This window comes from Nocardia sp. NBC_00881, from assembly GCF_045207455.1.
Lineage (GTDB): Bacteria > Actinomycetota > Actinomycetes > Mycobacteriales > Mycobacteriaceae > Nocardia.
On sequence record NZ_CP108798.1, the window covers coordinates 5,105,676 to 5,117,810 of the forward strand.

Consider the following 12,135-nt stretch of genomic DNA (forward strand, 5'->3'; position numbering starts at 1 on the left):
GTGGATCACCGCGTGCGAACATGACCGCCGCGTCCGGCATGTCGCCACCGCTGGCCATGGGCTCACCTCCCGGGTAGAACTCTTCGGAGACGATTCGCACCGCATGGTGCCGAGGCTGGATGGGAACAATGCTGAAGCGGCCGCCGGATCTGGCCTTCGACCTCGGCAAGATGCACCGCAGGCGCAACGACGTGGCCGCCGCGCGCGAGGCGTTCCACGCCGCTGTCGCTTCCGGGCATCCGAACTGGGCGCCGCTGGCCGCCGTGGAGTTGGGTGACTTACTCAGCGCGGCGGGCGACAAGCCGGGGGCCGAGGCGTCCTACCGGGTGGCCGTCGATTCCGGGCATTCCGAGGCGGCGCCGCGCGCGGCGTACAACCTCGCCGTGTTGCTTGCCGAGCGCGGCGATATCGCCGCCGCGGAAGCGGCGTACCAGCTCGCCGCTGAGTCCGGTCATCCGGACGCGGCGCCCCGCGCGTGGATCAATCTCGGCTATTCGCTGGCCCAGCGCGGAGATTCCGGCGCGGCGCGGGCGGCCTACGGACATGCGATGGCCTCCGGCCCCGGCGAGATCACCCGGCTCGCCTTGTCCAACCTGGCCTACCTGTTGCGCAACGAGGACGACCTGGACGGCGTGAAGATCGCCTACCGCACCGCCATCGATCGTTGGCCCGCCGAGCAGGCAGTCGTGGTGGCGCGCGATCTCGTCCAGCACTTGAGCGAAGCCGGCGATCTGGCCGGAGCCAGGGACGTCAGCCGCCACCTGGTCGAATCGGGCGATCCCGCCGTGTCCGCTGGGGCCAGCTGCGACGTCGGGCTGCTCAGCAGCAGGCTCGGCGACACCGCCGCGGCGCTGGCCGCCTTCCAGCGCGCACTCGATTCGACCGACGCCGAAGCCCGAGCACGGGCGGCCGCCGCCATCGCGCCGATCTACTGGGAGCGCGCCGCGACCGTGCTGTGTGAGACCGACTGGGCTGGGCTGGAGCACGCCTACGGTTTCGCGTCCGACGCGCCCGAACTGCTCGCCGACTTGATCAGTCCCGACACCGATGATCAGTCACGCGGCATCGAGTTCCTGTATTCCACGGTCCTGCATCAGGGTTCGATCTACTCCGTCACCGCGCCCGCGGCGGTCGTCGTGCTCGGCGCCATGCTGCACGAGCGCACCGACGTAATGCACGCCAGCGCATCCCGCTGGCTCACCGGACCGCAGCCGTTGCGACTCGGCTTGCTCAACTGGCTGCACGAGGTGATCGCCACCGCCGCATGGCAGTCCGCCGCCGAGGACGACGCCGAACTCACCCCGGCCGACCGCGCCGCCGCCGCGGCCTGCGTCGCGCTATTCACCGATTTCCGCGCCGCTGCCGCCGCGACGCTGGCCTCGGCGGAGCCCGACTCGGTAGCCGAGGCCGCCACCGACGTGCTCGCGACGCTCACCTCGCTACCCTCTCTCAGCGGGTGATCGCGCGCAGCACCACCTCGACCGATTGCCCGGCGAGTTCATCCGACAGCGGCAGGTGCCCGAACAGCGCGCGGTAGTAGATCGGCGCGGCGACCGCGTCCAGCACGAAGTCCAGATCGATCCCAGGATCGACTTCGCCCCGCTCGACGGCCGACCGCAGCGCGATCGCGGTGGTCTGCCTGCGCGGCTCGAAGACGGTGGCCAGGAAGTGGGCGCGTAGCCGCGCGTCCCCCGCCAAGTCCGCGACCAGTGCGGGCAGTACCCGGTGCAGCGAGGTATCCCGCAGCGCGGCAACGAGAGTGCGCATAGCGTGGGTGAGGTCGGCGCGCAGGTCACCGGTGTCCGGGGTCGGTTGCAGGCCGAGCAGGTCGGCGACCACGTCGATCACCAGGTGGCGCTTCGACGGCCACCTGCGGTAGATCGCCGGGCGGTGCAGGCCCGCGCGAGCGGCAACCCGACCGATGGAAAGGTCGGCGTAGCCGACCTCATCGAGCTCCTCACGCGCGGCGATCAGCACCGCGGCGTCGATCCGGTTGTCGCGGGTCCGGCCCGCCATCAGAAGACCGGGCGTGGCATCAGCACGACGCGCCAGCCGTCCGGATCGGGGAAGGTCAAGCCGCCGTTGGCTGCCCAGAAGGGGTTTTCCGCGGGCACCGGTTCGACACCGGCTTCGCCGAGTCGTTGCGCCACGTCGTACATGTGGGTCTCGCTGTCGAAGTAGAACACCAAGAGATTCTCCGCACTCGGCGCATCGCCGGGGCTGCCGTTCTCATGCGTGGTGAATTCCAGGTGATATCCGGCCCCTGGCAGTCCGAGCATCACCCCGTCGTAGCCCGCGTGGTTCTCGAATCGGTAGAGCTCGCGCAGGCCGAGACCCTCGACATAGAAGCGCACCACCTCGTCGAGCCGATCGGTCGGGCGGGCGATACGGACCTGCGCGACGCGCAGCGAGTCCGGCCAGGTGTCGGTTTCCATACGTGAATATTACGGTACGTACCGAACCGAATTAAGCCAGTCCTACTCCGCCCAGATCCCGGCCGCCTTCGATTCGTCGAACGCGACGGCGGCTTAGCTCTTTCGATGGTCAGCGCTACCTCACTCGGCAGCCTCGACACGCCGGCGGACGCGCCGCGCCGCGGCAACCAGATTGCGCAATGACGGCTCGAGCTGCCAGTAATGGCGCGTCTTCAAGCCACCGTCCGGATTCGCCCACAACCGCTCCGGCGTCACTGCTTCCGCTGCCGCCGTGAGCAATTCGTCGAGCTCATCGATGTCCGGGATGCGCGCGGAACGACTCTCGTACACGCCGGGGCCGACGCCGTGGCTGAGCCCGTGCCCCGAACGCGCGTCCTCTTTCAGCGCCCGCAGCACCCACTCGATGGAGCGGGTCGCCACGATCGCGGTGACGTCGGCGTCGAGTTCCTCGATCGCCTCGACCACCTCGGTGCGGCCGGAATAACCGATATGCGTGTGGATCTGGGTCTCCGCCTGGACACCGGAGGTGGCCAGACGGAACGCGGCCACCGCCCAGCGCAGATACTCCGCCCTGCCCTCCGGACGCAAGGGCAGCATCTCGCGGATCGCGGGCTCATCGACCTGGATGATCGAGATACCCGCCTTTTCCAGGTCGACCACCTCGTCCCGAATCGCCAGCGCCACCTGGTCGGCTGTCTCGTGCAACGGCTGGTCCTGACGGACGAATGAGCGCGCGATCATCGTGACCGGTCCGGTCACGATGCCTTTGACCGGTTTGTCGGTGAGCGACTGCGCGTAGCCGATCCACTCCACCGACATCGGCGCGGGCCGCGCCACGTCGCCGTACAGGATCGGCGGACGCACACACCGGGATCCGTACACCTGCACCCAGCCGAAGTGAGTGGTGACGAATCCGTCGAGTAGCTCGGCGAAGTACTGGATCATGTCGTTGCGCTCGTGCTCGCCGTGCACCAGCACATCGAGACCGATGTCCTCCTGCAGCCGGATGGTGGCCTCGATCTCGGCCTCGATTCGCTTGCGGTAGTCCTCGTAGGACAGCCGACCCGCACCGAGTTCATAGCGCGCCTGGCGGATTCGGCCGGCCTGCGGGAAGGACCCGAGCGTGGTCGCGGGCACCGGCGGCAGATTCAGCTTGCGCTGCTGCGCTTCCCTGCGCACCTCGTAGGGCTCGCGCGAACGCATGTCCGGCGTCACCGCGTAGACCCGCTGCCGTACCGCGTGCTTCTGCTTGAAATGCACCTCGGTCGGACGTTTGCGCCACTTGTCCGAGGCACCCTCGGTGAGCGCCTTCGCGAGCGAAACCACCTCCCCCACCTTCTGTTTCGCGAAGGCGAGGCGGTCGGCGACATGGCCCTCGATGTCGTATTCGGCCAGCAGGTCGTATGGCACGTGCAGCAGCGTGGCCCCGGTCGAGACGACCAGGTCCGGGCAGACCTGAGCGAGCTCGTTGAGGTATTCCAGCGTCACGTAGCGGTCGGCACGCCACACGTTGCGACCGCTGATCACGCCGGCGTACAGGCGCTTACGCCGGATGCCCGGCACCTTGGCCAGATCATCCGGACGGATCCGGTAGCTGGCCAGGTCGAGGCCGATCGCCTCGACGCCGGTGCCGGCCAGGATGGTCAACGCCTCGCCGAAATCGCCGTACTGGCCGGTGACCAGGATGCGTGGGCGCAACGGCGCCTTCGAAAGGCGTTGGTAGGCGGCTTCGAACGCGGCCAGTTCGGCGGGCGTGCGCTCGCTGGTGAACGCGGGCTCGTCCAGCTGCACACAGGTGGAGCCGCGCTTGGCGAGGATCTCGAACAGCTCCTCGTATATCGGGAGCAGCTTGTCCAGCAGACTCGAGGTGTCGAAATCCGGCTCACCCGGGATGTGCCCGGCCTTGGACAGCAGCAGCAGCGACACCGGGCCGATGACCACCGGCCGCAGCTCGATGTCGCGCTCCTTCGCGCGGTCGAATTCGTCGAGCAGGGCCTCGGGGTGCAGCGAGAATTCGGTGTCGGCGTCCAGTTCCGGCTGGCGGTAGTGGTAGTTGGTGCCGAAGAAACGGACCAGCTCCAGCGGCGGCAGGTCGGGCCGGCCGCGGGCCATCAGGAAGTAGAAGTCCAGCGGGTCCAACCCGTCCCGGTACGGCCCGAACCGCTTGGGGATCGCACCGAACAGCAGCGCGTTGTCCAGCACGTGGTCGTAGAACGAAAAGGTATTTCCGGGAACCTGAGTCAGCCCCGTGGCGGCCAGCTCGCTGAACTGCTGCTCCTGGATATCGCGGCCGACCGCGAGCAGCTCGTCGCGCCCGATCGCACCGCGCCAGTAGGCCTCCAGTGCCCGCTTGAGCTCCCGGTGCGGTCCGATCCTGGGATAGCCGAGGATGCTCGACCCATAGCCGTCAGTCACGTTCACCATGAGCGGGATACTCCTGTGTTCGATGTGCAACGCTGTGCTTGATTTGCCGCGCCTGCGGCGCTGCGTGTTCGCGCCCCTCGATGGTCTGCGTTCGAGTGGCGAGACTCGCGCCTTTGGCGCATGCGCTGTGTTCGAGTTGCAGCGCCCGCGGCGCCGCGTTGTTCACGGCCCCCTCATGGCTCGCATCCGAGTGGGCGAAACTCGCGCCTACGGCGTATGCGCTTCGCCCACTCGAACACAAGTCTGGCAGCGAACGGTCCTTGTAAGACTCGCACCCGACCGTGTCAGGGGGGTACGAATCGGTCGGTTTCACTCCGTGGTTCGCCCGACAACCTCGCGGTTGCGCCGGACGTCTAGCGGTTGTACTGGTAGAAACCGGCCCCGGTCTTCTTGCCGAGCAATCCCGCCTCCACCATGCGCATGAGCAGGGGCGGTGCCGAGTACAGCGGCTCTTTGAACTCCGAGTACATCGAGTCGGCGATGGACTTCACGGTGTCGAGGCCGACCAGGTCGGTCAGCGCCAGCGGGCCCATCGGGTGGGCGCAGCCGAGCACCATCGCCTTGTCGACGTCCTCCTTGGTGGCGAAGCCTGATTCGACCATGCGGATGGCCGACAGCAGGTACGGCACCAGCAGGGCGTTGACCACGAAACCGGAGCGGTCGGCGGAGCGCACGACCTGCTTGTCGAGCACGTCGCCCGCGAAGGCCTCGGCCCGCGTGGCGACCGATTCGCTGGTTTTGAGCGTGGTGACCAGCTCGACCAGCGGCAGCACCGGGACGGGGTTGAAGAAGTGCATACCGACCACGCGCTCGGGGTTCGCCGTGGCGACCGCGATCTTCATGATCGGGATGGAGGATGTGTTGGAGGCCAGCACCGCGGACGGGTCGGTGACGACCTTGTCCAGCTCGGCGAAGATGCTGGTCTTCACCTTCTCGTCCTCGAGTACCGCCTCGACCACCAGCTGGCGGTCGGCGAAGTCGCCGATGTCGGAGGTGAAGCGCAGACGCCACGCGGCCTGTTCGCGCTCGCGCTCGGTGATCTTGCCGCTGCTCACGCCACGGTCGAGCGACCGGAGGATGCGGGCACGGCCCGCGGCAGCCAGTTCCCGGGTCTGTTCGTACACCAGCACGTCGACGTGCGCTCTGGCGCACACCTCCGCTATTCCGGCGCCCATCTGGCCGGCGCCGATAACACCGACGCGTTGGATCTTTTCGCTGCTCACGTCCCGCTCCTGCTGGTTTGTCTGGCTGTCGGGTGGCTTTGTGGCGAAGGTGCCGCTCGGGTGTGAGCGAAGCCTTCGATGGTCCAAGTTAATAGGGATGCCCTCCCCGCCGGGGCTGTTCAGCGGGGAGGGCGGTACACCCCTACCGGAGTAGAAGATTGTCGGTATTCACGTCGGGAACCTCACTTCCCTCGGTTAGCACCAGCCGAGCCCCAAATCGTTAGGTCACTGCTTACGCAACCACAACGCGCGAGGCCATCGAGCGCCGTTCGCGGCCCGTCTCGCGTCCGAGTGACCGTTGCGCATGCGCCGCAGGCGCTGCTTAATGAAACTGTCCCTCTTCGGTGGAGCCCTTCAGCGCCGCCGTCGACGTGTTCGGGTCGACGGTGGTCGCGATCAGGTCGAAGTAGCCGGCACCGACCTCACGCTGATGCTTGGTGGCGGTGTACCCGCGCTCCTCGGCGGCGAACTCGCGTTCCTGCAGGTCGACGTAGGCGGTCATGCCTTCGCGGGCGTAGCCGTAGGCCAGGTCGAACATGCCGTAGTTGAGCGAGTGGAAGCCGGCCAGGGTGATGAACTGGAACTTGAAGCCCATTGCGCCGAGCTCCTTCTGGAACTTCGCGATGGTCGCGTCGTCCAGGTGCGCCTTCCAGTTGAAGGACGGGGAGCAGTTGTAGGCGAGCAGCTGGTCCGGGAACTCGTTGCGCACGGCCTCGGCGAACTGCTTGGCCAGCTCGAGGTCGGGCTTGCCGGTCTCCATCCAGATCAGGTCGGCGTGGGGGGCGTAGGCCTTGGCGCGCGCGATGCAGGGCTCGATGCCGTTCCGCACGCCGTAGAAGCCTTCGGAAGTGCGGGTGCCGTCCAGGAACGGCCGGTCGCGCTCGTCCACGTCCGAGGTGATCAAGGTGGCGGCTTCGGCGTCGGTGCGGGCGATGATCACCGAGGGCACGTCGGCGACGTCGGCCGCGAGCCGCGCGGAGGTCAGGGTACGGATGTGCTGCTGGGTCGGGATGAGGACCTTGCCGCCCAGGTGGCCGCACTTCTTCTCGGAGGCGAGCTGGTCTTCCCAGTGCACGCCGGCGGCGCCGGCCTGGATCATGGCTTTCTGCAGCTCGTAGGCATTCAGCGCGCCACCGAAGCCGGCCTCGGCGTCAGCGACGATCGGGGCGAGCCAGTTGGAGACGGAGGTGTCGCCCTCGACCTTGGCGATCTCGTCGGCGCGCAGCAGCGCGTTGTTGATGCGGCGGACCACGGCGGGCACCGAGTTGGCCGGGTAGAGGCTCTGGTCCGGGTAGGTGTGGCCGGACAGATTCGCGTCACCGGCGACCTGCCATCCGGACAGGTAGATGGCCTTCAGGCCGGCGCGGACCTGCTGGACCGCCATGTTGCCGGTGAGGGCGCCGAGCGAGTTGATGTAGTCCTCGTTGTTGACGAGATCCCAGAGGATCTCCGAACCGCGCCGCGCGAGGGTGGCCTCCTCGACGACGGTCCCCTGGAGCTTCGACACCTGCTCCGCGGTGTAGTTCCGGGTGACGTCCTTCCAGCGGGGGTTGGTGTCCCAATCCTTCTGGATTTCCGCAGCGGTCTTCGGGGTGCCGGTGGTCGACATCTCTGACTCCACTTCCTCGTTCGTTCGATGCCGCAGGGGTCGAGCGTGGAAACAGCTCAGACTGCTGGAGCGGCAATTTGCAGGCTTGCTAGGCCTATCGGATGTACTTCCACACGATTGCACAACGAGAAATGGCCGTCTACCTGTTGCTACTGCGAATCTCAGCTATGTTTCGAGCAACGTTTGCCAACTCTGCAAAATTTGCCACCGAATTGCAAGCATGCAACCTACCAGCCAGTAGCTCTGACATGCGGTTTCAGCGTAACGCTTGTACTGTTAGCGATCGACAGCTGGTACGCACGCGAAGTACCCGACAATTCCGCCCTGTGAGCACATTCACAAGTCCGCTGTGGCCTGCGCCACCCGAGGACTGGCGGACAGGATCGCGGAGATTTCGACCCCAGTACCGGCAGGAGCAGAACACGCCACCTACTGGTAGGCAACCCGACCACGCGCGAGCTGTGAGATGTGGACGTATGCGGTCCGTAGCACCATCCGTAGATGCCTTTCAGTCGGATCCACGAGGGCTTCCCCATCGGCGACCCGAGGTTTCGCGCTGGCGGCCGACGGAGTGTACCCACCGGTCTGCGAGGTGGCCTGGCCACACTTCTGACCCGGTGTTTCTGTGCTTCGCTCCCCTGTGCGCGATCACCGCCCGGCCGTAGGAGGAGCGACGTCCTCTATGCTTCCGCTGCCGCGCGCACGCATCTTACGAAAGCGACCGTCCGGCGGAAGGCTTCGGCGTCTGGGACGCCATCCGCATCACCAGCGGCCGGTTACTGCGCGACCGACCACTCGCGCACCGTCACCATTTGCCCGGTGCGTCGTCGGTGTGCCATGGCGGCCCGGGGACACTGACCGTCCATGGCAATGCTCATGGCTGGGGCCGTTTGCCTTCGGCCACCTCGGTCGCGTAGCCGTCGTAGGCGTCGATGTAGCCGTTGTCGCGGCCTTCCAGCACGTAAAGGCGGCCGTCGACTTCGGATGAATAGCCAGCCTTGCGTAGCTCGACCTTGCGGCTTCTGAAGGTGGAGGTCTGCTCCAACTCATCGACCACGCAGATGAACAACGGAACGGCATAGAACGGCAACCGCTGATACAGCCGCTGCGCCAGCCCTGCCCCGTCGAAACACGCGCCTTGGCGCAGCGTGACAGCGGCCATTCCAGCCTTTCCGTCGGCGCCCGGGATAGCAACGCCGTAGACGGCGGCCTGATCGATGGTGTCCTCAGCCGCGATTACCGCCTCGACCTCGGTGGTCGCGACGTTCTCACCTTTCCAGCGAAAGGTGTCACCGAGGCGGTCGACGAACGCGATATGGTTCAGGCCCTGATCCAAGACCAAGTCGCCGGTGTCGAACCAGACGTCGCCCGCCTCGAACGCGTCACGGACCAGCTTCTGTTCGCCTGCCTCCTCGTCGGTATAGCTGTCGAACGGCGTGCGGGCGGTGATCTTGGACAGCAACAACCCGACCTTGCCGCGCCCAACCCGACGCAGCCTGCCGTCCGGACCTCGACTGGCTCGGCCAGTCTCGTTGTCGTACTCCACGACCGCATAGGGCAGTGCGCCGAAACCTGCCGTCTTATCGGCGTTGAAGATATTGATGAACGCCAACGGAACCTCGCTCGCGCCATAGAACTCGACGATCCGACGGACGCCGAAACGCTCCCGGAACGCGTCCCACAGCTCCGGCCGCAGTCCGTTGCCGACCATCACCCGAACCTGATGTCGGCGGTCAGTCGCCTCGGCAGGCTGGTTGAGCAGATACCGGCACAACTCGCCGACATAGACGAAGGCGGTGGCCTGATTACCGATGAGATCCGGCCAGAACCGTGATGCCGAGAACTTGCGACCCAGCGCCAACGTGGCATCGCCCGCCAGAACCGACGACAACGCAACGGTGAGCGCGTTGTTGTGGTACAGCGGCAGACAGCAGTAAAGGGTGTCGCGGGCACGCAACCGCACGCCCGCGCCGCCGAACCCGGCGAAGCTCTTGGACCAGCGTTGATGCGACATAACGCTGGCCTTGGGCAGGCCGGTGGTTCCAGAGGTGAAGACAAGGAACGCGCGCTCGGCCGCGGTAATCTCAGCGCACACCTCTGGGTCGTCCGCGGACACGCTGTGTGAAGCCTGTTCCAGGTCCTCGGCGGCAACCACGACGGTGGACAGCGCGCGCAACTCGTCGACGGCCGCACGGCACTCCGAGCCCACCACCAGCACCCGGCTTCGCAACAAACCGATGCTGTGCGCGAGCACATCCGCACGCTGGTGGTGGTTGAGCATCCCGGCGGTGGCGCCCAGTTTCACGGTCGCCAATATCAGCAACAGTGTTTCCGGACGGTTGGTCAGCATGATGCCGACCACATCACCGCGCTGCACTCCGTATCCCACCAGCACTGAGGCATAGCGGTTGACGATGGTGTTGGCTTCGCCGTAACTGTAGTCACGACCCTCGAACCGTACGAAACACTGATCGGGGTGACGGTGCGCAGCCTCCTGGAAAACCAACCCGACCGACCGCTTGCTGTCGGGGCTGGTAAGCAACGCGCCCACATTGCGGACTATGCCCGGCATGTCCCGCGCCAGACCGGGCAACGCTCTGACAACATCGCGCAGCCCGACGGTCGACCGAACACCAGTGTGGTTGTTACCCATCTAATTCGAGTCTCTCCATTGACGGCATCAAATTGGTGATGCCGCTTCGAGATCGGCTACGACGATGAGGCGCGACCCAGGCGGCCTTGTGCACACTACCTTGCTCCCCAAAGCATCCAGCCACCCGATCAGCCCGCCACATCTCCCTGCAGGATCGGGTGGCACGTCGACTTGCCATGCACCCCATAGCTTTCAACGATTCACGGCTCGAACAGCGACGGATCGCTGACCGCGCGAGGGTATCGACGATCTGCTGGCTCGCCCAGGTTTCATTCTCTCCGACATCAGATTGGTGAACATCGTCATCCCTCTGTACCGAGCGCCGCATCCAGCCGCGCGGCCGCTCCAGGGTCGTGCGCGGCGAGCACAGCCAGCTCCGGCATCGAATCGCGCAGCGAGTTCACCTTGGCCACAGCGTTTCTCATCTGTTTCTTGTCGCCGACGCCGGGCAGTTTGCCCTCGGCGAGCAGGTCGGCATCGTAAGTGAGATCTCCCACCAGCAACAGGGGCGCATGCCCGGGACGGCGGACGAGCATGGACAGCGAGCCTGGCGTGTGCCCGGCGGTAGGCAGCAGCACGATACTTCCGTCGCCGAACAGATCGTGCCCTTCCGTGAACGGCGCCAGCCCAGAATCCCCCAACGGTTCCGGTACGACCCGGATCCACCGCAACCCAGGCAGTTCGATATGGGAACGCAGCAATCCGCGCGCCAAGGGTAAGGGTCTGTGCAGGGTCTCCCATTCGTCTCTACTGACCACGACGTTCGCGTTTCCGAGCAACGGCAGCCCACCGATGTGGTCCTGGTGCAGGTGTGAGATCACGGCGGTGTGAACGTCGTCGACGGTGTAGCCGAGCTTCGCAAGTCCAGCGGCGAGAGTCTCGTCGGCGCCGATGTCGAACTTCGCCAGCCGCGAGTAGACGAGGCCGTTGAGGCCACCGGGAAAGTAGTTTGTCTCGGTCACCGATGCGCGGTCCTGGCCGGTGTCGAAAAGGACGAGGCCCTCGCGATGTTCGATCACATACACGTTGACCGGTCGGGGCGCCGTCCACCGCGACGAGGTGAACAGCCAGAAGTAAGTGTTCTTCCAAGTCGGTCCGACGTGCTCCGGCCGGATGGTCACCGATCCCGTACTGAGTACAGCGACACGTTGGATCGCATCATTCGCCACAGTCATGGAGGACTCCTCAGTTCGTCGTGAATAAAGATTCGTCGTGTAAAAGGTCCGCAGGCTTCGCAAGGCATGCTCGATGCGGTCATCGCCGCCAGACCGATCGATACCGCCGACACGATCGGGGAGCCGCCCTCGGGACAGTCAGTGGCATCCGCTCGGGAGCGGAACTACCGCAACCACTCGTAAGTCGCCTCGACATCCCAGCGGCATCCGGTATGACCGGACAGCGTCAGGCCGCCGCACCCAAAACCACAGCGGCAACCACCGGCACCAGGTACATCAGCGGAAACAGGACATGACCGTAGGAGCGGGCCCGGACCACGGTGATCACGGCGCCGATGAAATACAGCACCAGGCCGACTGCGGCGGCTACCCCGATCGCCGGGACGAACAGGCCGACCAGCAATCCCAGAGCACCCGCAGCCTTCGCCAGCCCCAGCCACGGCCACCACGACAGCGGGACGCCGTAGTCCGTCAGCGGCTCCACCACCCATTTGGCATGCGAGAACAGCGAAACAGCCGAGAAACCGACCCAGAAGGCGGCCAGGACTGTGACGATCACGTGAGCGACGGACATTTTTTCTCCCATCTCCTCGGGATCGAACATCGCCGCATATCT

General features: G+C 65.9%; 9 protein-coding genes. 1 reads left to right on the forward strand and 8 read right to left on the reverse strand.

The window, feature by feature from the left end:
* The first annotated feature begins 119 nt into the window (after positions 1-119).
* Entirely contained in the window at positions 120-1,460 is a 1,341-nt protein-coding gene (locus OH799_RS21620; protein ID WP_406266988.1) for a tetratricopeptide repeat protein, read from the forward strand.
* On the opposite strand, the gene OH799_RS21625 is transcribed toward OH799_RS21620, so the two are convergent.
* The 8 genes from OH799_RS21625 to OH799_RS21660 all read right to left on the reverse strand — a co-directional run bounded on the left by OH799_RS21625 (position 1,450) and on the right by OH799_RS21660 (position 12,093).
* Entirely contained in the window at positions 1,450-2,016 is a 567-nt protein-coding gene (locus OH799_RS21625; RefSeq protein WP_406266991.1) for a TetR/AcrR family transcriptional regulator, read from the reverse strand. The two genes, OH799_RS21620 and OH799_RS21625, sit on opposite strands and share 11 nt — an antisense overlap.
* Positions 2,016-2,435: a VOC family protein gene (locus OH799_RS21630; RefSeq protein WP_406266994.1), complete on the reverse strand. Its 420-nt coding sequence runs from the start codon at positions 2,433-2,435 to the stop codon at positions 2,016-2,018. The genes OH799_RS21625 and OH799_RS21630 overlap by 1 nt, the downstream gene beginning before the upstream one ends.
* Positions 2,436-2,555: 120 nt before the next feature.
* Positions 2,556-4,859: a 5-methyltetrahydropteroyltriglutamate--homocysteine S-methyltransferase gene (gene metE / locus OH799_RS21635; protein WP_406266997.1), complete on the reverse strand. Its 2,304-nt coding sequence runs from the start codon at positions 4,857-4,859 to the stop codon at positions 2,556-2,558.
* Positions 4,860-5,212: 353 nt separating this feature from the next.
* Entirely contained in the window at positions 5,213-6,082 is an 870-nt protein-coding gene (locus tag OH799_RS21640) for a 3-hydroxybutyryl-CoA dehydrogenase (RefSeq protein ID WP_406267000.1), read from the reverse strand.
* Positions 6,083-6,404: 322 nt separating this feature from the next.
* The gene (gene aceA / locus OH799_RS21645; protein ID WP_406267003.1) at positions 6,405-7,691 is read right to left on the reverse strand and encodes an isocitrate lyase; all 1,287 of its coding nucleotides are present in this window, start codon (positions 7,689-7,691) and stop codon (positions 6,405-6,407) included.
* 874 nt (positions 7,692-8,565) lie between these two features.
* Complete coding sequence (locus tag OH799_RS21650; RefSeq protein ID WP_406267006.1) at positions 8,566-10,344, reverse strand: long-chain-acyl-CoA synthetase; 1,779 nt, start codon at positions 10,342-10,344, stop codon at positions 8,566-8,568.
* A 302-nt stretch (positions 10,345-10,646) separates the two neighbouring features.
* Positions 10,647-11,519, reverse strand: coding sequence for an N-acyl homoserine lactonase family protein (locus OH799_RS21655; protein ID WP_406267009.1), 873 nt, complete (start codon positions 11,517-11,519; stop codon positions 10,647-10,649).
* 226 nt (positions 11,520-11,745) lie between these two features.
* The gene (locus OH799_RS21660; RefSeq protein ID WP_406267011.1) at positions 11,746-12,093 is read right to left on the reverse strand and encodes a DoxX family protein; all 348 of its coding nucleotides are present in this window, start codon (positions 12,091-12,093) and stop codon (positions 11,746-11,748) included.
* Positions 12,094-12,135 lie beyond the last annotated feature (42 nt).

What these genes read in the sequence shown, in the direction of transcription:
- OH799_RS21620 (WP_406266988.1), top strand. Translation starts at nt 120, where the DNA reads ATGGGAACAATGCTGAAGCGGCCGCCGGATCTGGCCTTCGACCTCGGC.
- OH799_RS21625 (WP_406266991.1), bottom strand. Translation starts at nt 2,016, where the DNA reads ATGGCGGGCCGGACCCGCGACAACCGGATCGACGCCGCGGTGCTGATC.
- OH799_RS21630 (WP_406266994.1), bottom strand. Translation starts at nt 2,435, where the DNA reads ATGGAAACCGACACCTGGCCGGACTCGCTGCGCGTCGCGCAGGTCCGT.
- metE (WP_406266997.1), bottom strand. Translation starts at nt 4,859, where the DNA reads ATGGTGAACGTGACTGACGGCTATGGGTCGAGCATCCTCGGCTATCCC.
- aceA (WP_406267003.1), bottom strand. Translation starts at nt 7,691, where the DNA reads ATGTCGACCACCGGCACCCCGAAGACCGCTGCGGAAATCCAGAAGGAT.
- OH799_RS21650 (WP_406267006.1), bottom strand. Translation starts at nt 10,344, where the DNA reads ATGGGTAACAACCACACTGGTGTTCGGTCGACCGTCGGGCTGCGCGAT.
- OH799_RS21655 (WP_406267009.1), bottom strand. Translation starts at nt 11,519, where the DNA reads ATGACTGTGGCGAATGATGCGATCCAACGTGTCGCTGTACTCAGTACG.
- OH799_RS21660 (WP_406267011.1), bottom strand. Translation starts at nt 12,093, where the DNA reads ATGTCCGTCGCTCACGTGATCGTCACAGTCCTGGCCGCCTTCTGGGTC.